Source organism: Arthrobacter sp. 10N44_2 (assembly GCF_056394385.1).
In genome coordinates this window covers 31,505-50,585 of the sequence record NZ_JBFTHT010000020.1, presented here as the reverse complement: position 1 = coordinate 50,585, position 19,081 = coordinate 31,505, and the positions used below count along the sequence as shown (strand labels likewise).

17 protein-coding genes are annotated in these 19,081 nt (G+C 66.7%); 7 read left to right on the top strand and 10 right to left on the bottom strand.

Annotation, left to right across the window (positions count from 1 at the left end):
* Positions 1–15 precede the first annotated feature (15 nt).
* Positions 16–729: a TetR/AcrR family transcriptional regulator C-terminal domain-containing protein gene (locus AC1DBX_RS18080; RefSeq protein ID WP_476849988.1), complete on the bottom strand. Its 714-nt coding sequence runs from the start codon at positions 727–729 to the stop codon at positions 16–18.
* A gap of 274 nt (positions 730–1,003) precedes the next feature.
* Between AC1DBX_RS18080 and AC1DBX_RS18075 the strand changes: the two genes are divergently transcribed.
* From AC1DBX_RS18075 to AC1DBX_RS18055, 5 genes are all read left to right on the top strand, one after another.
* Positions 1,004–1,261 carry a hypothetical protein gene (locus AC1DBX_RS18075; RefSeq protein ID WP_476932383.1) on the top strand — a complete coding sequence of 86 codons (258 nt, stop codon included), beginning with the start codon at positions 1,004–1,006 and terminating at the stop codon, positions 1,259–1,261.
* Between the two features lie 744 nt (positions 1,262–2,005).
* Entirely contained in the window at positions 2,006–3,070 is a 1,065-nt protein-coding gene (locus tag AC1DBX_RS18070; protein WP_476859570.1) for an iron-containing redox enzyme family protein, read from the top strand.
* Positions 3,071–3,100: 30 nt separating this feature from the next.
* Positions 3,101–3,349 (top strand): CDGSH iron-sulfur domain-containing protein, encoded by a 249-nt coding sequence (locus tag AC1DBX_RS18065; protein WP_476849986.1) that lies wholly within the window; start codon positions 3,101–3,103, stop codon positions 3,347–3,349.
* Between the two features lie 519 nt (positions 3,350–3,868).
* Positions 3,869–5,467, top strand: a complete 1,599-nt coding sequence (locus tag AC1DBX_RS18060) for a glycoside hydrolase family 68 protein (RefSeq protein WP_476870255.1) — start codon at positions 3,869–3,871, stop codon at positions 5,465–5,467.
* 124 nt (positions 5,468–5,591) lie between these two features.
* The gene (locus tag AC1DBX_RS18055; protein WP_476932382.1) at positions 5,592–7,205 is read left to right on the top strand and encodes a glycoside hydrolase family 32 protein; all 1,614 of its coding nucleotides are present in this window, start codon (positions 5,592–5,594) and stop codon (positions 7,203–7,205) included.
* Here the strand turns inward: AC1DBX_RS18055 and AC1DBX_RS18050 are convergent, their stop codons facing one another.
* The gene (locus AC1DBX_RS18050; RefSeq protein WP_476870254.1) at positions 7,206–8,081 is read right to left on the bottom strand and encodes a PhzF family phenazine biosynthesis protein; all 876 of its coding nucleotides are present in this window, start codon (positions 8,079–8,081) and stop codon (positions 7,206–7,208) included. It abuts the gene before it with no gap.
* A gap of 147 nt (positions 8,082–8,228) precedes the next feature.
* Between AC1DBX_RS18050 and AC1DBX_RS18045 the strand changes: the two genes are divergently transcribed.
* Positions 8,229–9,029: a glycoside hydrolase family 25 domain-containing protein gene (locus AC1DBX_RS18045; RefSeq protein WP_476932381.1), complete on the top strand. Its 801-nt coding sequence runs from the start codon at positions 8,229–8,231 to the stop codon at positions 9,027–9,029.
* A 41-nt stretch (positions 9,030–9,070) separates the two neighbouring features.
* Here AC1DBX_RS18045 and AC1DBX_RS18040 read toward each other — a convergent pair whose 3' ends face one another.
* On the bottom strand, positions 9,071–9,532 hold the full coding sequence (locus AC1DBX_RS18040) for a hypothetical protein (protein WP_476849981.1): 462 nt from the start codon (positions 9,530–9,532) through the stop codon (positions 9,071–9,073).
* A gap of 489 nt (positions 9,533–10,021) precedes the next feature.
* Here AC1DBX_RS18040 and AC1DBX_RS18035 point away from each other — a divergent pair, with 489 nt between their 5' ends.
* Entirely contained in the window at positions 10,022–10,840 is an 819-nt protein-coding gene (locus AC1DBX_RS18035) for a GAF domain-containing protein (RefSeq protein ID WP_476856061.1), read from the top strand.
* Positions 10,841–10,895: 55 nt separating this feature from the next.
* Here the strand turns inward: AC1DBX_RS18035 and AC1DBX_RS18030 are convergent, their stop codons facing one another.
* The 7 genes from AC1DBX_RS18030 to AC1DBX_RS18000 all read right to left on the bottom strand — a co-directional run bounded on the left by AC1DBX_RS18030 (position 10,896) and on the right by AC1DBX_RS18000 (position 19,079).
* Positions 10,896–11,489, bottom strand: a complete 594-nt coding sequence (locus AC1DBX_RS18030) for an NADPH-dependent FMN reductase (RefSeq protein WP_476856062.1) — start codon at positions 11,487–11,489, stop codon at positions 10,896–10,898.
* Positions 11,490–11,589: 100 nt separating this feature from the next.
* Complete coding sequence (locus AC1DBX_RS18025) at positions 11,590–12,852, bottom strand: N-acetylglucosamine-6-phosphate deacetylase (protein ID WP_476932380.1); 1,263 nt, start codon at positions 12,850–12,852, stop codon at positions 11,590–11,592.
* 10 nt (positions 12,853–12,862) lie between these two features.
* A complete protein-coding gene (purU, locus tag AC1DBX_RS18020) occupies positions 12,863–13,738 on the bottom strand; it encodes a formyltetrahydrofolate deformylase (RefSeq protein ID WP_476856229.1) in 876 nt (291 codons plus the stop codon).
* 2 nt (positions 13,739–13,740) lie between these two features.
* Entirely contained in the window at positions 13,741–15,156 is a 1,416-nt protein-coding gene (locus tag AC1DBX_RS18015) for an L-serine ammonia-lyase (protein ID WP_476932379.1), read from the bottom strand.
* Positions 15,156–15,791 (bottom strand): sarcosine oxidase subunit gamma, encoded by a 636-nt coding sequence (locus AC1DBX_RS18010; protein WP_476856065.1) that lies wholly within the window; start codon positions 15,789–15,791, stop codon positions 15,156–15,158. Before AC1DBX_RS18010 ends, AC1DBX_RS18015 begins: the two co-directional genes overlap by 1 nt.
* A complete protein-coding gene (locus AC1DBX_RS18005) occupies positions 15,784–18,738 on the bottom strand; it encodes a 2Fe-2S iron-sulfur cluster-binding protein (protein ID WP_476932378.1) in 2,955 nt (984 codons plus the stop codon). The genes AC1DBX_RS18010 and AC1DBX_RS18005 overlap by 8 nt, the downstream gene beginning before the upstream one ends.
* The gene (locus AC1DBX_RS18000; RefSeq protein ID WP_476932377.1) at positions 18,735–19,079 is read right to left on the bottom strand and encodes a sarcosine oxidase subunit delta; all 345 of its coding nucleotides are present in this window, start codon (positions 19,077–19,079) and stop codon (positions 18,735–18,737) included. Before AC1DBX_RS18000 ends, AC1DBX_RS18005 begins: the two co-directional genes overlap by 4 nt.
* Positions 19,080–19,081 lie beyond the last annotated feature (2 nt).

Below are 19,081 nucleotides of genomic sequence, written 5' to 3'. Positions count from 1 at the left end.
CGATGCCTTTCCGGATCATGGTTTGGTCGGGGAATCCGGCATCCGGCAGCGGGCCGCGAGCCCCGAGAGCAGGATGGTGATTCCCTCATCCAGTTCGGCCATCCCGTCGTAGTCGGCGAGGACCGGGGCGAGGGCGCGGAGGCGGGGGAATTCCTTCGGTGGCAGGCGGTGCAGCCCCAGCCGGAGAAGGGCCTCATTTTCCTCGGGGTCGACGACGAATTCCTGCAGTTCGTTGAGGATGTGCCCGTAGAGGTATCCGTAGTAGGCGCGGTAGACGTGCAATGCGTCAACGGGGGCGAATCCGGCGTCGATCAGCAGGGACAGGATCTGCTCCAGCGGACGCAATGTTCCCAGCGGCCGCAGGCCCAGGGGCGTTGACAGGGGGCGGGTCACGAGGAGGGGCACGACGTTGGGGTGCCGGAGCGCCAGGAGCCGCAGGTCGTGGGCAATGCGCCGGAGCTGCGACTGCCAGTCGGGATCATCGGGAATGATGGCCAGTTCGTTCAGCACGAGTTCTGAGACGCCGTCCAGCAGGGCTGCGCGGTTGGCGGCGTAGCGGTACAGGCTCATGGGATCCCGCCCGAGTTCCTGTCCGAGCCTGCGCATGGTGAGGGCGTCGAGTCCCTCGGCGTCCACCAGTGCCAGTGCCGTCGACAGGACAATCTCCCGGCTGAGGCGAGCCTTCTTGCCGGGAGCCGCAGGGGGCGCCGGGTGCTCTTCGGGCGACATGGTTTTCCGTTCGGGTCGGTACAGAGTGGTTACAGTTCCGGGATGAAAAGCCGGTTGCTTAATGTGTAGTCTACGCCTACAGTCTACATCGTAGAGAAGTTGCATTGGCTCGTTTCCGCAGGATGCGGACCGTCAGCCCAGTAACGCTTTACTCCCGGATCTGCGGTGACGCAGCAGTGCGGGATCTTGCTTCATCGCCCCGTGCATGGCTTTGACGCTCAGCTGCTGTAGCCACACGGCGGCACACAATGCACCGCGAAGAAACGAGCCACTCATGGCAACTTCCCAATACGACCAATTCCTGCAGGAAGCCACCACCCGGGACCCTGCATCCGACCACGCCCTGGGCCGGGACTGCTTCTACGGGCTCTACACCAGCTGGTGCTTCCTGAGCCAGACCGCGCCCCGCCCCGAAGATGCCTTCTGGGCGGCCATGAAAGAAAAGCAGATCCATCCCAAGCGCAACGGCCTCCGCATGAAAGGACCAGCCGCGGCGGACTACATCCTGGCCAGCTACCCGGGCCTGGTCTGACCCGGATGACAATCACGTCAAGCACGTACTTGCCCCGGGATGCCCACCAGCCCCGAGGGCGCCGGCCTTGGTGTGCGACATGTGAGACCGACCGGCACCTGCTCCTGGACTCTGTCGCCACCTTGAATCCGCAGCAGGAAACCCTCGCGGCCGCCATCAGCTGCACCAACTGCGGCAGCTCGCACGTGGTAGCTACGACTGCGGCGTTTCTCGCAATCATCCCGGCGCGGAACGGGAACAGCGGCGGCGCCATGCACCGGGAGGACGCCTACCGCCACTGCCAGGAGCCGATGTCCGCAGTGGACCCCGAGCGGCGAAGTGCCCACCGGGCGGTTTCCACACACGCCGGGAGCCCGGATGTTCTGGGCGACTACCTCCGGACGCGCGTTCTCCGGTGCCGGTGCGGGTTCCAGATGGAAATGCCCCGCCCGTGACAGGCAACACCCTCCCGGGTCTGTAACCAACAAAGAATTAGGGGCACACCGTTTCCAACCACAGCACTGCCACCACCGGAGCCTCCGCGGCCCACAATCAACGACCAGCGCTGATGGACATGGATCTGTCGCCGCAGGGACTCGCGGATGCCCCGGCGAACGAAGTCGACCCGGACAGCCTCGTCTACACCGGCAACAGCTAAGGCGCCGCACCCTTGGGGGCCCTCCGGCCGTAACCCCGGGGCGGGCTCACTTCGACGCACTTTCACCGGCCGCAGCCAACACCGCTGAGGCCCACGTAGGAGAAAACATGAAGATCCCTGACGCGCGCGGACCCATAAGCCGTGGCCTTTTCCGGCTTCTGGCCGACGGGACCGGAGATGATTCCGCAGCCCAGGGCACGCTGCGCGATCTCACCGAGCTCATCAACGGGCAGCTGGCACTCGCCGATGACATCATCGACGACGGCGATGTGCAATTGACCCTGTTCTGCCTCTACGAGCTGCACTACGGCGGCTTGGATGGGGTGGACGACCGCTGGGAATGGAACCCCGGGCTGATCGCACTCCGGCAGCTGCTGGAGGGACCGTTCGAGCTGGAGCTGCGGTCCGTGGCCCGCTCGTCCGCCGGATCAGTCCAGCCTGCTCCTGCCGCCGGCCTGGACAGCGACGCGGTGGCGGACATTCTGTTCGGGCTCGCGGGCCAGGACGGTGGACCGGGCATGTCCCGCCATGTGGCGAAGCTGGCCACCCTCGGGCAGCTCCGTGAATTCCTGGTCCACAAATCGATCTATCAGCTCAAGGAAGCCGATCCGCACACCTGGGCGATCCCGAGGCTGACCGGGCGGGCCAAGGCTGCGCTGGTGGAGATACAGGCTGACGAGTACGGCGGAGGCCGCCCGGACCGCATGCACAGCGCACTTTTCGCCCGGACCATGCGAGGGCTGGGGCTGAACGATGTCTACGGCGGCTATGTGGATGCCGTCCCGGCCATCTCTCTCGCCGCCGTCAACATGATGTCCCTTTTCGGCCTGAACCGCAGACTGCGGGGAGCCATCGCAGGGCATCTGGCGATCTATGAGATGACCTCCTCCCGGCCGAATCAGCTGTACGGCAACGGTTTCCGGCGTCTCGGATTCGGGGCCGATGTGACCGCGTACTTCGACGAGCACGTCGAAGCGGACGCCGTCCACGAACAGATCGCGGGCCGGGATCTCGCCGGAGGGCTCGTGGAGGCAGAACCGGATCTCCTTCCGGACGTCCTGTTCGGCGCGACGGCGGTGCTCGCCATCGACGCCCGACTCACCGCGCACATCATGGGGGCGTGGGAGAGCGGCACGTCGTCGCTGAAGCCGCCTGTCCCCGCCGGGGTCTGACCCGGGCACGAACCCAGTCAGGGAGCATCTATGAACCAGAACCCGCAGGAATCGTCCAACGACGCCGCCATTGTTATTTGTCCCGATGGACCGATCCTGGTCCGCGGCGAGTTTGAGATCGTCACCCCGTCCGGGGGAGCAGTGCCGCGGTCGCGCAAAACAGTCGCCCTGTGCCGCTGCGGCGCGTCCGCGATCAAACCCTACTGCGACGGCACCCACAAATTGATCGGGTTCCGAACCGAATTCCCTGCCACCCCGGGGACGAGAGAAGCGACGTGAGGCACCCGGGAATGGTTGGGGATCTGTGGCACTTATCGCCGGATTCGTGGCCTCCGGTGGCCGGAGTACGAACGCTTTGGGCACCCGGCGCCTCACTCAAGGCACCGGCGTCGTGCTCCGCAGTGTGGGCTGGGTGAAGGACGGCTGCGGGGCAACGAACGGGCAAACAGCGGGCGACTTGAAAAAGAAAGCATATTTTTTAGGAAATATTTGACTCAATCTTAGAGTCGTGGCACGCGCGCGGAGAGTTTGTGCAAGCGCTTACATCGACCGGGTTATGAGCCGTTTTGGTGTCTGAAATGTGGTTTTGAATCCTCGCCGGCACTGTCTACGGTGATGAACGTCCAGGAGGTCAGCACCCTCCCGGGCCACCGACGGGGCCCTACCGAGGCCCCGTCCCCTCGACACGATGGCGTCCTCGATGACGCCTGCGGTGTCATCGGGGCTGCCGGAGTTTCGGGGAATGAGGGCATATGCCCGTCTTCCACGAATGGTCTCAACTCCGCGAGAAGAGCAAAAATGCACGAGCACCCCAATACACACCGGAAGCTGCGGTGGCGTTCTGTCGCCGCGGCACTGGCGGCGGCCGTGGCGGCCTCCGTCTTCCTTGCCGTTCCGTCAGCCCAGGCAAACACGCCCTCGGATCCGCCGAGCGGCGGGCAGATGCCGGCTCCGACACCCGGCTTCCCCCTGCCCACGAAGCACACCCAGCAGGCGTTCGATCCGGCCGCGGCCTTCACCTCCAAGTGGACGCGTGCCGATGCCAAGCAGATTATGGCCCAAAGCAGCACTAGCGTAACCCCGGGCCAGAACTCCATGAGCCCGAACGTCACCATGCCGGAAATTCCCCAGGACTTCCCGGCCATGAACGACGACGTCTGGGTTTGGGACACGTGGTCCCTGACCGACGAGAACGCAAACCAGATCAGCTACAAGGGCTGGGACGTGATCTTCTCACTCGTTGCCGACCGCCACGCCGGCTACGGCTTCGACCAGCGGCACTGGAACGCCCGGATCGGCTATTTCTTCCGCAAGACCAACGCCGATCCGGCCAAGGACAAGTGGAACTACGGCGGACACCTGTTCCTGGACAACACCTCCGTCGGCAACACCGAATGGTCCGGTTCCACCCGCCTCATGCAGGGGAACCACGTCAACGTCTTCTACACCGCAACGACGTTCTACGACGTTGCCGAGCGCAACGCCGGCGGCGGCGGAATCGCCCCGGATGCCGTGATCGCCAAGGCACTGGGCAACATCCACGCTGACAAGAACGGCGTGAGCTTCGACGGCTTCGAGCACACCAAACTCCTTGAGCCGGACGGCGTCATGTACCAGAACAAGGCCCAGAACCCAGGGTTCGCCTTCCGGGACCCCTACACGTTCGTAGACCCGGCGCACCCGGGGAAGACCTTCATGGTCTTCGAAGGCAACACCGGCGGCCAGCGGGGCGACTACAAGTGCACGGAGCAGGACCTGGGCTACCAGCCCGGGGACCCCCGCGCCGAATCCGCGAACACCGTCAACGCCACCACCGGTGCATGGTTCCAGACGGCCAACGTGGGCCTGGCCGTGGCGGACAACAAAGACCTGACCAAATGGCACTTCCTGCCGCCGATCCTGTCCGCCAACTGCGTCAACGACCAGACCGAGCGTCCGCAGATCTTCATCCAGAGCGAGGGCGGCAAGAACAAGTACTACCTGTTCACCATCAGCCACCAGTTCACCTATGCGGATGGAATGCGCGGCCCCGACGGAGTTTACGGCTTTGTGGGCGACGGCGTCCGTTCCGACTACCAGCCCATGAACAACAGCGGCCTGACGCTGGCATCCCCCACGGACCTGAATATGCCAGCCAATGCGCCCGAAGGGCCGGATCCCCGGCAGAACGGCCGCCAGTTCCAGGCCTACTCGCACTACGTGCAGCCGGGCGGGCTGGTGCAGTCCTTTATCGACAACGTGGACGGCGTCCGCGGCGGGTCCCTCTCGCCCACCGTGAAGATCAACTTCCGCAACGGAGTTTCGGCCGTTGACCGCAGCTTCGGCCAGAACGGCCTGGGCCCGTTCGGGTACCTGCCCACGAACCTCAACGTCGGCGGTGCCGGGCTGTACAAGTAGTGCAGTAGGCAGTCATGAGGCGGAAGCGCCCGGATTTCCGGGCGCTTCCGTCCCCCCGCAGGGCCTAGACCGTCGGGCCATAGATGGGCGGGATGGCTTCCACCAAGACCAGGAATGTTAAATCATGAAAAACCATTGGACGATCTGGATGGTGGCCGCCGTGGCCGCCGCCGCGGCCGTTCTGATCGCGGTGGCGCTGGTCCCTTCGCCGGGATCAAGCCCGGGTTCCCAGAGCCACGCCGGGCAGGCGCAGCCAGCTTTCGACCGGCCCGAGGGGGCATCCGAGTTCCGGCCGAGCTATCACATAACGCCCGGGAAGAACTGGATGAATGATCCGCAGCGTCCCATCCTGCTCGACGGCTTGTGGCACTACTACTACCTCTACAACGCCGGGTACCCGAAGGAGAACGGCACCGAGTGGTACCACCTGACCAGCACGGATCTTGTGCACTGGAAGGAGGAGGGAGTGGCGATCACCAAGTACAAAAACGGGCTGGGCGACATCGAAACCGGAAGCGCCGTGGTGGACCAGGACAATTCGGCCGGCTTTGGCAAGGGGGCTGTCATTGCGGTCATGACGCAGCAGGACCAGGGAATCCAGCGGCAGTCCCTGTTCTATTCCACTGACCACGGATACTCCTTCACCGCCTATGCGCAGAACCCGGTCATGGAAAACCCGGGCGAACCGGACTGGCGGGATCCCAAAATCATCCGGGATGCGGCCCACGGCCAATGGGTGATGGCCCTGGCCGAAGGCGACAAGATCGGCATGTATACGTCGTCGAACCTGTTGGACTGGCACTACGCCTCAGGCATCGAACGCAAAGGTCTGGGCGTCCTGGAGTGCCCGGACCTTTTCCAGTTGGATCTCGACGGTGATCCATCCAAACGGACCTGGGTCCTGGCCGCCAGCGCCAACGGGAGCGAAGAGGGCTTCACCACGGGCGTTGCCTACTGGACTGGCGAATGGGACGGAACCCGATTCACCCCGTCTGACGGGCCGCACCAGTGGCTCGACGCCGGCTCCGACTTCTACGCCGCCGTGACGTGGGATGATCCCAGGCTCACCGAAAGCCAGCGGATGTCCTCGCGGCACGCCATCGGGTGGATGAACAACTGGCAGTACGCCCGGCAGCTGCCCACTCAGGACTGGCACGGCGGCGCCGACTCCATAGTGAGGGACATACGGCTGCAAACAATCGACGGAAAGCCAACGCTGGTGTCGAGCCCCACGACTGCCATGAAATCCCTTGAAGGCCCCGCGGCAACCACCGGGGAACGTCGACTGACACCGGATGGCGCAGGACAACTGCCGGTCCCGGAAGGCGGGGCGTACCGGCTCGATGTAACTCTAGAGCGGACAGCGCAGGACGACGGTTCCGTTGCCAGGATCGAACTCGAAAGCGGCGGGGGCACGTTTGCCACCGTCGGATACGACTTCGCCACCGAGTCAGCATTCATCTCCCGGGAGTCCGATGTTGCCGCCACCGGCAAGGCAGAACTCAGCCCCGACTATCGGGCATCGCGGCGCGCAGCCAGCCCAGCGCGGAACGGGACGGTGGAGCTAACGATTTTCGTCGACTATTGCTCGGTGGAGGTTTTCATCAACGGCGGGGAAAAGACCATGACGTCACTCGTTTTCCCCGCTGCGGGGACGCCGGGGGTCAAAGCCGTCACGGCAGGGGGCACGCTGACGCTGAAGTCCTTCAGCTACCGGCACTTGGCCTCCACCCAGTGATCAGCTGTTGCCCGCAGCGGCGGGGATCCGGACGGCCCTGCCGCTGACCACTATTCCGCCGGCAGCGGGAATGTCCACGGTGAGTAGGCCCGGACGGCCGACGTGCCGTCCCTGGTGGATGAGGACTCTCGACGGGGGATCGACCAGGCCCAGGATGCGCAGGTAGGCGCCAACGGCCGCCGCGGCCGCCCCGGTTGCGGGGTCCTCCGTGATGGCACCCACCGGGAACAGGTTCCGGGCTTCGAATTCGCCATCTGCAATCGGGTGCAGGACGGTCACCGTCGCGGCCCAGCCCTGTGCGTCCATCAGCCGGCGCACGGCCTCCGGATCGAAGGAAAAGGAGTCGAAAAGATAGCGGTCCGCGACGACCAGCACCGGATGCCAGTTCCCCGAATACGCGATCCGCGGCGGATAGGCCGGATCGAGATCGTCCAGACCGAAACCGAGCAATCCAAGAAGTTCAGCCAGGACGTCGTCGTCGAAGGCGGCCAGTTGCGGTTCAACGCCCGTGAACGATGCCGTGATCTCGGCACCGTCCCCCGCCGTTTCAATGCGGACGGGGCCGACGGGGGTCTCGAAGGTGAAGGCGCCCGCCCCGTCGCGTGCGCTCAGCGCAACGGCCAGCGCAATCGTCGCATGCCCGCAGAATGGCACCTCGGCGATCGGCGAGAAGTACCGAACCCGGCTCCGGCGCGGGTCGCCGTCGACACCCGGCTCCGTCACGAAAGCCGTCTCTGCGTACCCGATGGCGGCCGCCACCGCCAGCATCCCGGCATCATCCAGATCACGGGCATCCAGCACCAGGCCTGCAGGATTTCCGCCGTTGGGCGTCGTGGAAAAGGCCGCATAGCGCAGGACCTCCGGGGTGGTTTCCATACACCGATCCTCCCATGCCGGGCCACCGCTTCTGTGGGAGCCGCCGGCGGACCGGCCCATGAACTCACTACCGAAAGCCTTGACCGGGCAAACCTGCGGCGGCCATGCTGTGCTAACTGCTCAGCAGCATCGACGGGAAGGCCCACCATGTCCCTTGCACCCTTTTCCTCGCGTTGCCGGGTGATCCTTGCGGCCGCCGCAAGCTTCGCGCTGATGCTGGCCGGAACGCCGGCCCAAGCAGCCGGGGCTGCGGGCCCGGGCAACGATGTGTCGTGGCCCCAATGCGGCAAAACGCTGCCCCGGGGCCAGACGTTCGCCGTCGTCGGCGTGAACAATGGGCTGGCCAACACCACCAACCCGTGTCTGGCGACGCAGCTGTCCTGGGCCGGGACGTCCACCGGCGGGACTGGCCAGCCCCTGGTCGCGCTCTACGTGAACACCGCCAACCCCGGTACTTCAGGATCCTGGTGGCCTACCAGCAACAACTACGGAGGAACCACCGTCGCCAACCCCTACGGAGAGTGCACCGAGGGTTCAGTCGAGGAAGCCTGCTCCTACATGTACGGCTATGCCAAGGCCTACGACGATGCCAACATCCGGGGGATAAGCAACGCGGCGGCCTACACGTGGTGGCTCGATGTCGAGACCGGCAATAGCTGGTCAACCCGCCCGGCGGCGAACCGTGCCGATCTGGAGGGGATGGCGGCCTACTTCGCGAGTGTCGGAGCCCGAACGGGCCTTTACTCCACCAAAACGCAGTGGACCCAAATTGTGGGAACGGTGCCGTCCTCGAGCAACCTTTACACGCTGCCCAGCTGGGTGGCCGGGGCGAAGTCACTCGCCGTGGCAAAACGCAAATGCTCTGAGGCGCCACTGACGGCCGGCGGGAAAGTCACCATTGCCCAGTACGTGTCGGGAGGATTCGACTACGACCATTCCTGCATCTGAGGGCCCAACGGGCACCGATTGGGACAAGACATGTCAGACCGCTAACACTTGACCTCAGTCCGGAGGTCGCGGATCGCGGCCTCGACGTTGGAGGCTTCGTCCCGGAGGGAATCAGCTGCTTGAGTCAACGTGGCGTTGTCAGGCACCGCGGCGACTGCGGCATTGAACTTGGCTTCGGCGGCCATAACCGCCTCCGCCCGTTGCTGGGCGAGGTTCTCGCTTGCCTTGGCCAGCTCTTCATAGGTCTTGGAGACTTGGTCTTGGGCCGAGCGCACCTGCTCGATGGTGGCGTCCGGCTTGAGCGTGGCCTTGAAATTCGCCAGGGCCGCGGCATGGGCATCGGCAGCAGCGCAGATTTCCGACACGCTCGCGGGCGGGCTCGAGATGGCCGCGGTGGGGCTTGGGGTGGCAGCCGGCGGACTCGTGGGGCTGCATCCGGTGAGCAGTACGACGGCGGTCGCAAGCGCGATGGATCCCACGGTGATTGCGTGCGGTCTTGACATTTGGAGGCTCCTCTCCCAGCTGGGATCGCCCCCGAGCAGTGGGGCATCGAAGGGCATATCCATCGTCTGCCCGGACGCGCGTGCGGACCTCATCCGCCGGGGGTGAAATGGGCGGCAGTGCACGGCCGGCCGGCACGGGCCCAAAGGCCCTTTTGGGACCTGCGGAACGCGGGTATTAATGGGTGTGCCACGGCGGGACGGGTCCTCCGCGACTGGTGTTGAAGCCGGGGCGGGCGGTCCAGGGCGGATGTTAAAAGCCTCCCTGGGCCGCCGCGGCGCTGAAGCAGATTTCCCGCTGTCACGGGAACAGCTCAGCGGAACGGCTGAGGAACAGTTCATCGAAACAGGTCGCCGGGACAGCCCGGAACCATACCAATGCGACAGAGGCCCTGGCTCTGACAAATGGGAGGCGCGGCGGTGTCCGCCCGGACGTATGCTGTTTTCATCGGTTCAGCAGTGAGCTGCGTGCTTTGATCTCGAGCGTGGAACATGACCCAAGGAATTGCAGGAGACGGCCGGCAGGATCGTTATGCCTCCTTCTGGGAGCTGCACTTCAACGACCCGGATGTCGGTGCCTTCCTCAGCGAAGCCGTGAGTGAGTTTGTCGACGACATCGGTGGTCCCGGCCGTGGGATCAGCTGGGCAGTGACACTGGTCGGGTCCGCGGAGGCCCTCACGCTGACCGCGGGCAGCGCACCGGCACGGGCCGCCGACGAGGCGCAGCGTTCCTTCGATGACGGGCCCGCCCGCACGGCGGTCCGAACCGGCGAATATGTGTTCGTGGGCGACACTTCCCTGGAACGGCGCTGGCCCGGGTACGCCAGCGCCGCCGCAGCCTTCGGGGTCCGGTCCCTCGTATCCGTTCCACTGGCACCACAAGCGGTCTTCCATGCCGCCGTGAACCTGTACGCCGCGTGGCCGCACGTCTTCACCAGCGCAGACATCATCGCAGCGGCTCGGCTGGCCCGCTACATCTCCCGTGCACTGCGTTTGGTCCAGGAGTTGGCGCTGAGGTCCGGGGGCGGCGCAGATCTCTCCTCGGCGCAGCTCTCCCGGGCACTGGCAGGGCTGGCGCTGCGGACGCTGGTGCGGGAGTACGGGTTCAGCGAAGAAGGGGCGCTTGACTACCTGCGCAGCGTCGCGGGCGGAGCCGCGCGGGAATCATCCGGCGGCACGGTCCACGTCCTGGTCCCCGATTCCGTTCCGGACCAGAACGTGCCCCTGCCCAGTCCCTATGCCGCGGCGCCACACGGCGGAGACACGCCCCCCGTCCGGCGGCGGCGGCGCAGGACGGGGACTCCGGCTTAGGCGGACACCGGCACGCGGCCCGCGGGACGGCAAACCGGGCCCAGCCAGGGCAGGGTCACGCCGCGCTGGCGTCTTCTGTTCCGTGGGCATGGCCCGGCCGGAGGACCTTCAGCGCGCCGGCCCACGCGATCACCTGGTCAAACAGGATCTGCAGGCTCTTTTCCGCGGCCGCCGTCGGGATGAATGTGCGGTAATTCGCGAACTCCGTGGCCAGGGGCAGCGCCACCTGGGCCCGGACGTCGGCCATCTGCAGCTCCGCGGACACTCCGCGGAAGTGTTCGACGGCGCGGATGCCGCCGCTGCTTCCGTAGCTGACAAACCCGGCCGCCTTGTTGTTCCACTCCTTGTAGAGGTAGTCCACAGCGTTCTTCAGTGCGCCGGGAATCGAGTGGTTGTACTCGCCCGTGACGAAGATGTAGCCGTCGAATCCGTCGACAGCTTCGGACCAGGCCTTGGTGTAGGGCTGGCTGTACCGGCCGAAGGAGGGTGGCAGCGGCTCGTCCAGCAGCGGAAGATCAAAATCGGCGACGTCGAGGACGTCAAAGGTGGCATCGCCGCGTTCTGATGCCCGGGCACTTACCCAGTCGGCGACGGCCTTTCCGAGGCGACCGGGCCGGGTGCTCCCGAGCACGATAGCGATGCGGATCATGGCGGGCTCCTTTCCGGAAGTAATGTTTGCCCACACTCAGAACAACAAAACGAAGGGCTCGAAACTTCCGCAACCGCCGTGGGCCCCGCGGGTTCAGGGGCTAACGCGCGGCACGTCGATGGTCCGCCAGGATCCGTCCGCCGCGCAGCACGGCCACGATGTCGAAGCCCGGGTCAACGGCGATGATATCGGCGCGCATTCCAGCCCGGAGGGCGCCGATCTCCGTCTCCAGGCCCAGGACCCGGGCCGGGACCAGGGTGGCCGCCGCGACAGCGTCGGCCGGACTCACCCCCGCCGCGATGGCCATGCGGACAACCTCCAACAGGGTCGCCGTGCCCCCGGCAAGGGCGCCGTTGCTCCGCAGGGTGGCCACGCCGTCGTGCACCACCACTTCCACGGGGCCGAGTTCGTAGTCGCCGTCGGGCAGCCCGGTTGCCGCCATGGAGTCCGTCACCAGCGCGATGCCCCCGGCTCCGACCAGGTCAAAGACCATCCGGACCGTCTCCGGGTCGAGGTGGACGCCGTCGCCGACGAGCTCGACCACGACCGTGCCGGCGGCCGCCAGCCGAAGGCACGCGGCCGCCGGTCCGGGACTCCGGTGATGCAGGGGAGGCATGCCGTTGAACAGATGGGTCACCGTGGGCCGGGCCCGCGGCCCGAAGACCCCGGAAGCCGCGCCGCGGATGAGGTCCGCGGCTTCCGCCAGTGAGGCCGCGGCAACGGGGGCAGCGGCATCGGTATGGCCCAGTGAGGGGATCACCCCGTGGTCCGTGAGGATCCGTAGGAGCTCACTCGCGCCGGGCAGTTCGGGGGCGTACGTCATGGTCCGCAGGGCTCCGCCGGCCGCCGCCACCAGCCGCCGGAGCAGCGCAGGGTCGGGGGCGCGGAGCCAGCGCGGGTCCTGCGCGCCGCACCGGGCGGCGGAGAGGAAGGGCCCCTCGGAGTGCACGCCGGCGATCAGTCCCTCGGCCGCCAGGACGTTGAGTACGCCGAGCGACCCCACCAGCTCATCTTCCGGGGCGGTGACGAGGCTCGCCAGGAGGGTGGTGGTCCCGTTGCGGTGCAGGAAGTCCACGGCCGCCCGGCAGCCCCGGTCATTGCCGGCCGGGAATCCGCCGCCCGCGGCGCCGTGGCAATGGAGGTCGACAAGCCCGGGAAGCAGGGAGCTGCCGGGCGGCAGCGGGAGCTCCTCCGCATCCGGGAAATGTGCGGCGTCAAAGCCGTCGCCGGGTCCCGCGTAGGCGATCCGGCCGCCGTTCACCGCCACCACGCAGCCCGGTGTGCAGGCGCCGTCCGTGATGAGGGCACCCCGCAGGATGTAGGCAGGGGCGGCGGCTTCGCGGTCCTCGAGGGGCAGGATCATGGTGCCAAACCTAGCGCAGCACGACGGTCCTGTTGCCCTGGAGGATGACGCGTCCCTCGCAGTGCCAGCGGACGGCATTGGAGAGTGCCCTGCATTCGGTATCGCGCCCGGCGGCCACGAGATCGTCCGGACTGAAAGTGTGGTCCACCTCCACCACTTGCTGGGAGATGATGGGCCCTTCGTCCAGTTCCGCGTTGACATAGTGGGCGGTGGCGCCGACCGTCTTCACGCCCCGGGCGTGCGCCTGGTGGTAGGGCTTCGCGCCCTTGAAGCTGGGCAGGAAGGAGTGGTGGATGTTGATGGCGCGGCCATCCAGCTGGCGGGTGAGGTTGTCGCTGAGGACCTGCATGTAACGGGCCAGGACCACCAGTTCGACGTCCATCCGGTCGATCAGTTCCAGAAGCCGCTGTTCGGCCGCGGGCTTGGTGTCCGGCGTGATCGGCACATGGAAGAACGGGATTCCGTGCCACTCGACGGTCCGCCGGTGGTCGGGGTGGTTGGAAACGACGCCGACGATCTCGATGGGCAGTTCTCCGGTGCGTGCCCGGTACAGCAGATCGTTGAGGCAGTGCTCGAATTTCGAGACCATGATCAGCACGCGCCGTTTGGTCCCGTGCCGCCGAAGCTCCCAGCGCATGCCGAATTTTTCGGCCACCGGCACAAATGCGTCCCGCAGCAAAGCCAGGGTGGTTTGGTCTCCGGCCGACGCGCAATGGACCCGCATGAAGAAGTGGCCGTCGAGCTGTGAGTCGAACTGCTTGCTTTCCAGGATGTCGCAGCCCTGGTCCAGCAGGAAACCGGACACGGCGTGGACTATCCCGCGCGTTTCCGGGCAGTCCAGTGTCAGGACGTGCTCAACGGTGTCGGGTGTCTGGTCCGGGACCATGGTCAGCACTCCACGACGTTCACGGCGAGGCCCCCGCGGGAGGTTTCCTTGTACTTGGTTTTCATGTCTGCTCCTGTTTCGCGCATGGTCTTGATTGCTTTGTCCAGCGAGACTTTGTGGCTGCCGTCGCCGTGGAGGCACAGGCGGGCGGCGTTTATGGCTTTGACGCTGGCGATCGCGTTGCGTTCGATGCAGGGGATCTGCACGAGCCCGCCGACGGGGTCACAGGTCAGCCCGAGGTTGTGCTCGATCCCGACTTCGGCGGCGTTTTCCACCTGCTCCGGGGTCCCGCCCAGCACTTCGCAGAGTCCCGCCGCCGCCATGGAGCAGGCGGATCCGACTTCGCCCTGGCAGCCGACCTCTGCCCCGGAGATGGAAGCGTTGATCTTGAACAGGATCCCGACGGCGGCCGCCGCCAGCAGGAAGCGGATGACGCCGTCGTCGTTGGCGCCGGGGACGAACTTGACGTAATAGTGCAGCACGGCCGGCACAATGCCGGCGGCACCGTTGGTGGGCGCGGTGACGATCCGGCCCCCCGCGGCGTTTTCCTCGTTGACGGCCAGCGCGAAGAGGTTCACCCATTCCATGGCGAGCAGCGGGTCGGCCGGGACCTGGACCGGCGATGGGTTCCGGGCGTCCGCCTCGGCGCTGACGGCGGATGCTGCCAGCGTCCGAAACAACGACGGGGCGCGCCGTTTGACGTTCAACCCGCCGGGCAGGATGCCCTCGGCAGCGCAGCCGTTGTCCACGCACTGGCGCATGACCGCCCACAGGGCCAAGAGCTTCTCCCGGAGGTCGGCTTCGGTGCGCCAGACGAGTTCGTTGGCCAGCATCACGTCGGAGACGGACATATTCTCTCGGTGGCATATTTCAAGGAGTTCGTCAGCTGTTGTGAACGGGTAGGGCAGCACCGTGTCGTCGGCCACCACGTGGTCGGCGCCTAGTGCATTGCCATCGACGACGAAGCCGCCCCCAACCGAATAGAAGCTCCGTTCGCTGAGGACGTCGCCGGCGTGGTCGAGGGCCCGGAAGGTCATGCCGTTCGGATGGGCGGGCAGCGACTTGCGGCGGTGCAGGACCACGTCCTCATCCCAGTTGAAATCCACCCGGTGATGGCCGGCGAGCTGCAGCTCCGCATCCAGCGCAGCGGCAGCCACCTGGTCATCGGCAGTGCCCGTGTCCACTGTCTCGGGGTCCTGGCCCTGGAGGCCCAGGACGACGGCCTTGTCCGAACCGTGGCCCCGGCCGGTAGCGCCGAGGGAACCGAACAGCTCGGCCTGCACCCTCGCCGTGGAACTCAGCTGCCCGTCGCTCTTGAGCCCGTCTGCGAACCGCTTGGCCGCCCGCATCGGGCCGACCGTGTGGGAGGAGGACGGCCCGATGCCAACAGAAAACAGGTCGAGGACGCTGAGCGCCATCAGGGGACCTCGGTGGAGGCATATTCGCGCATGGCGTCGAGGAGCCAGCGGCCGAGGAACTCCGCGAAGGATGCCCGCGGGAAGATCCAGTAGGTCTCGTCCCCGGTCTTCCACAGAACGACGGGGATGCCGCCGATTTCCGTGGACAGGGCCGTTCCGGGCTGGAAGACGCGGGGGTGCAGGTCCAGGGCGCAGCCCTTCTCCAGCACGGCACTGGCCCGGGGTCCGGAGAGCTCGAGCGTGGTGCGGTTGGCGGACAGATCCACCACCTGGCCCTGGCCGTCGCCCAGTGCTGCGATGAGCGCCCGGGGGAGCTCACCGCCCAGGCTTTCGTGGGATTCGGCGGGGGCCACGAGCAGGAATTCTGCCGGGCCCAGCCACAGCACTGCGGTGTCGCCGCTGCCGCGGACTTCCCCGGAAGCGGAGGGCAGGCCACCCGTGAGGGCGCCCAGCCGCTGCCCTGCGTCGCCGGCAGGATCGACCCGGAGCCCTGCCATGGTCAGAAACGGCACCTCGCGCAGCTCCACGGTGCCCGCAACGGATCCCGCTTCAAAAGCCGTTCTCAGGAGTGATGCCGGACTCTTCCTGAGGGTCTGGATCTTCTTGGAATTTTCGAGTGCTGCGGTGTCAGCCATCTTTGCGGGCCCCTTCAGAGTCAAATAGTACGGTTTCTGCGACGATTACGTCCACGAGTTGGTCGCCGGCGGCGGCCACCAGGGTCTCGCCAATGCGGTTGCGGCCGTTCTTGATCAGGGCCAGGGCAAACGACCTGCCCAGCGCCGCACTGTGGTAGCTCGAGGTCACGAATCCCTGCATGGGCACGGGGCCGTAGGCGGGGTTGACGGTGATGCCCTGTTCCACCAGTTGGGTGCCTTCGGGGAGCCGGATGGTGCCGTCCACGGGGAGGACGCTGACCAGGTGTTTCCGGTCGGTGCGGCCGGCGTCCTCGCGGGTGTAGGAGCGTTTGCCGATGAAGTCCTTGACCTTGGACACGACCCATTCCATGCCGGCGTCCTGCGGTGTCACGGTCCCGTCAGTGTCCTGGCCGACGATCGGATACCCCTTCTCCGCACGCAGCACGTGCATGGTCTCGGTACCGTACGGGGTGATGTTGAACTCCGCGCCGGCCGCCGCCACGGCTTCCCAGGTGCTCAGCCCGTACCAGGACGGGATGTTGATTTCGTAGGCCAGTTCGCCGGAGAACGAGATCCGGCAGACCCGGGCCTGGACACCGGATGCCAGGGTGGTTTCCTTGAACGTCATGAACGGGAAGGCCTCGGCGTGCAGGCCGCCGTCGGCTGCCAGTTCCGGAGCCACTTTGGCGAGAACGGCGCGGGATTTCGGACCGACGACGGCGATGGTGGACCACTGCTCCGTGACGGAGGTGCAGTGCACATCCAGTTCCGGCCATTCGGTCTGCAGCCATTCCTCCAGCCAGTCCAGCACCTTGGCCGCGCCGCCGGTGGTGGTGGTCATGAAGAACCGGTCCTCGTCCAGGCGCAGGGTGACGCCGTCGTCGAAGATCATTCCGTCCGGGGTGCACATGACTCCGTAGCGGGCCGAACCCGGAGCGAGTTTCTTGAACGCGTTGGTGTAGATGCGGTTCAGGAACTCGCCGGCGTCCTTGCCGCGGATCTCGATCTTGCCCAGGGTGGTGGCGTCCATGAAGCCCACGGATTCCCGGACGGCGGCGCATTCACGGAGCACCGCAGTGTCCATGTCCTCGCCGTCCTGCGGATAGTACCAGGGGCGCTTCCACTGGCCGACGTCTTCGAAGAGGGCTCCCTGGACGACATGCCAGGGGTGGATGGAAGTGAGGCGTGCGGGGTCGAAGAGTTCGCCGCGCTGGCGTCCGGCCAGGGCGGCAAACGCCACGGGCGTGAAGGGGGCGCGGTAGGTGGTGGTGCCAATGTCGCCGATCCCGCGGGACGCTTCGCCGGCTGTCCGGAGCGCGGCGGCGATGACGCCGATCGCATTCACCCCGGAGGTCTTGCCCTGGTCGTTGGCGGTGCTGATCGAGGTGTAGCGCTTGATGTGCTCCACGGACCGCATGCCGGCACCGGTGGAGCGGAGGACATCGGCCACGGACTGGTCGCGCTGGAAATCCACGAAGTGGTGGTGCCAGTCATCCGGGCCGCCGTCCTGCCCGGGTACCAGCCAGAGCTGGCGGGTGGGGGCGGCGGCGCGCGGCGGCGTCGGCGCAGACGGTTCAGCATCGGACTCAAAGCCCGCGGCGATGACCGCCGCGGCCCCGGCGGAGATGCCTTCGGCCACGCAGTCGTCGAGGTCGAAGCTGCCGCGTCCGGAGCCGGCCACCTGCTGGTTGGGGACCACGCTGTTGGGGACGAAGGCGGCGAGGTCTTCGTCCCAGCGGAGCCTGCCCTGGCGCTGGGAGTGCAGGTGCACCACCGGTGACCAGCCGCCGGAGACGGCCAGCAGGTCGCAGGCGAGGTGTTCGATGCCCGAGGTGAGTTCGCCGGCGTCGTTGATGCTCCGGACGGTAACGCCGAGGAGCCGGCCGTCGCCGGACACAGCGGCGGTGGTGTTGGCGACGGCGCTGCCGATCAGCACCCGCGTTCCCGCGGCCGCAGCTGCCGCGGCGGTTTCGCTCAGCTGTGGGCGGGCGTCCACGACGGCCTCGACCTTGATGCCGGCGGCGCGGAGGTCGGCGGCCAGGGCGTAGGCGCTGTCGTTGGTGGTGCTGATGACCACCCGGGAACCGGCGGCGACGGCGTAGCGGTTGAGGTAGCTGCGCACCGCGGAGGCCAGCATGATGCCGGGGCGGTCGTTGTTTTCGAAAACGAGCGGGCGTTCGTGGGCGCCCGGGGCCAGGATGACCTGGGCGGCGCGGATGTGCCAGATCCGCTGGCGGGACACGCCGGGCGCGGCCGGGGTGAGGAGGTGGTCCGTCCGGTTCTGGGCCGCGATGATGTAGTTGGAGTCGTAGGAGCCGAAGGCCGTGGTGCGGTTCAGTACCGTGCACTCGGCCGCGGAGATCAGTTCGGCTTCAACATTGGCCACCCATTCCAGGGCGGGCTGCCCTTCGATGCTCTCGACGAGGGCCGGATCCGTGGAGCCGGACAACAGCGAGCCGCCCAGTTCGGGCTGGTCGTCGATAAGGATGACCCGGGCGCCGGAGCGGACGGCCTCGCGGGCCGCGGCCAGGCCTGCCGGGCCGCCACCGACCACCAGGACGTCGGTGTGGACATACTTCTTGTCGTATTCGGCGTGGTCCTCGGCCGGGTCCAGCTTGCCCAGTCCGCTGAGCAGTTCAGCGCTGAGGCCGTCCACGAGGGACACCGTGGTGGCCGGGAGCATGGATTCGGCCACGTGGCCCGGGAACCGGGCCGCGACCTTGACCAGGGCGTTGGATTCCTCGACGCCGGCGGACATGATGCCGCGGGGCCGGCCCTCATACAGGGAGTCACCCGCGCGGAGCCGGCCGTTGGCCAGCAGGGCGGAGGCGAGGGTGTCGCCGGGGTGGCCAGTGTACTCACGGCCGTCCAGGGTGAAGCGCCACGTGACGCTGCGGTCGATGCGTCCGCCGGTGCTAAGACGCGCGGGCTGCGGCTGAGCGGTCATTTGACTGCTCCTTCCGGGGAGACGGGGCTGGTGACGGTGAGGGCTGTGGGGCCCGTGGCTGCGTTTTCCTTGTCAGGGCGCGGCTGGCCCATCGGATATACGGCCTGGATGTCGTAGGTGACGGTGTCGCGGAGCATGTTGAACCATTGCCGGCAGCCGGTGCTGTGCAGCCAGCGTTCGGCGAAGGCGCCCTTAGTGTTGTCGCGGTAGAACAGGTACTCGGCCCATTCGCGGTCCGTGAGCTCTGCCGGGTTTTCGGGGTAGGCCACGTGGGCCTGTCCGCCGTAGTGGAATTCGGTCTCGTCGCGGGGACCGCAGTTGGGGCAGGGAATCAGGAGCATGT

Coding starts and splice junctions, on each gene's coding strand:
- AC1DBX_RS18055 (WP_476932382.1), top strand. CDS start 5,592: ATGAAAAACCATTGGACGATCTGGATGGTGGCCGCCGTGGCCGCCGCC.
- AC1DBX_RS18050 (WP_476870254.1), bottom strand. CDS start 8,081: ATGGAAACCACCCCGGAGGTCCTGCGCTATGCGGCCTTTTCCACGACG.
- AC1DBX_RS18065 (WP_476849986.1), top strand. CDS start 3,101: ATGAACCAGAACCCGCAGGAATCGTCCAACGACGCCGCCATTGTTATT.
- AC1DBX_RS18040 (WP_476849981.1), bottom strand. CDS start 9,532: ATGTCAAGACCGCACGCAATCACCGTGGGATCCATCGCGCTTGCGACC.
- AC1DBX_RS18070 (WP_476859570.1), top strand. CDS start 2,006: ATGAAGATCCCTGACGCGCGCGGACCCATAAGCCGTGGCCTTTTCCGG.
- AC1DBX_RS18030 (WP_476856062.1), bottom strand. CDS start 11,489: ATGATCCGCATCGCTATCGTGCTCGGGAGCACCCGGCCCGGTCGCCTC.
- AC1DBX_RS18045 (WP_476932381.1), top strand. CDS start 8,229: ATGTCCCTTGCACCCTTTTCCTCGCGTTGCCGGGTGATCCTTGCGGCC.
- AC1DBX_RS18015 (WP_476932379.1), bottom strand. CDS start 15,156: ATGGCGCTCAGCGTCCTCGACCTGTTTTCTGTTGGCATCGGGCCGTCC.
- AC1DBX_RS18080 (WP_476849988.1), bottom strand. CDS start 729: ATGTCGCCCGAAGAGCACCCGGCGCCCCCTGCGGCTCCCGGCAAGAAG.
- AC1DBX_RS18000 (WP_476932377.1), bottom strand. CDS start 19,079: ATGCTCCTGATTCCCTGCCCCAACTGCGGTCCCCGCGACGAGACCGAA.
- AC1DBX_RS18010 (WP_476856065.1), bottom strand. CDS start 15,791: ATGGCTGACACCGCAGCACTCGAAAATTCCAAGAAGATCCAGACCCTC.
- AC1DBX_RS18075 (WP_476932383.1), top strand. CDS start 1,004: ATGGCAACTTCCCAATACGACCAATTCCTGCAGGAAGCCACCACCCGG.
- purU (WP_476856229.1), bottom strand. CDS start 13,738: ATGGTCCCGGACCAGACACCCGACACCGTTGAGCACGTCCTGACACTG.
- AC1DBX_RS18025 (WP_476932380.1), bottom strand. CDS start 12,852: ATGATCCTGCCCCTCGAGGACCGCGAAGCCGCCGCCCCTGCCTACATC.
- AC1DBX_RS18060 (WP_476870255.1), top strand. CDS start 3,869: ATGCACGAGCACCCCAATACACACCGGAAGCTGCGGTGGCGTTCTGTC.
- AC1DBX_RS18035 (WP_476856061.1), top strand. CDS start 10,022: ATGACCCAAGGAATTGCAGGAGACGGCCGGCAGGATCGTTATGCCTCC.
- AC1DBX_RS18005 (WP_476932378.1), bottom strand. CDS start 18,738: ATGACCGCTCAGCCGCAGCCCGCGCGTCTTAGCACCGGCGGACGCATC.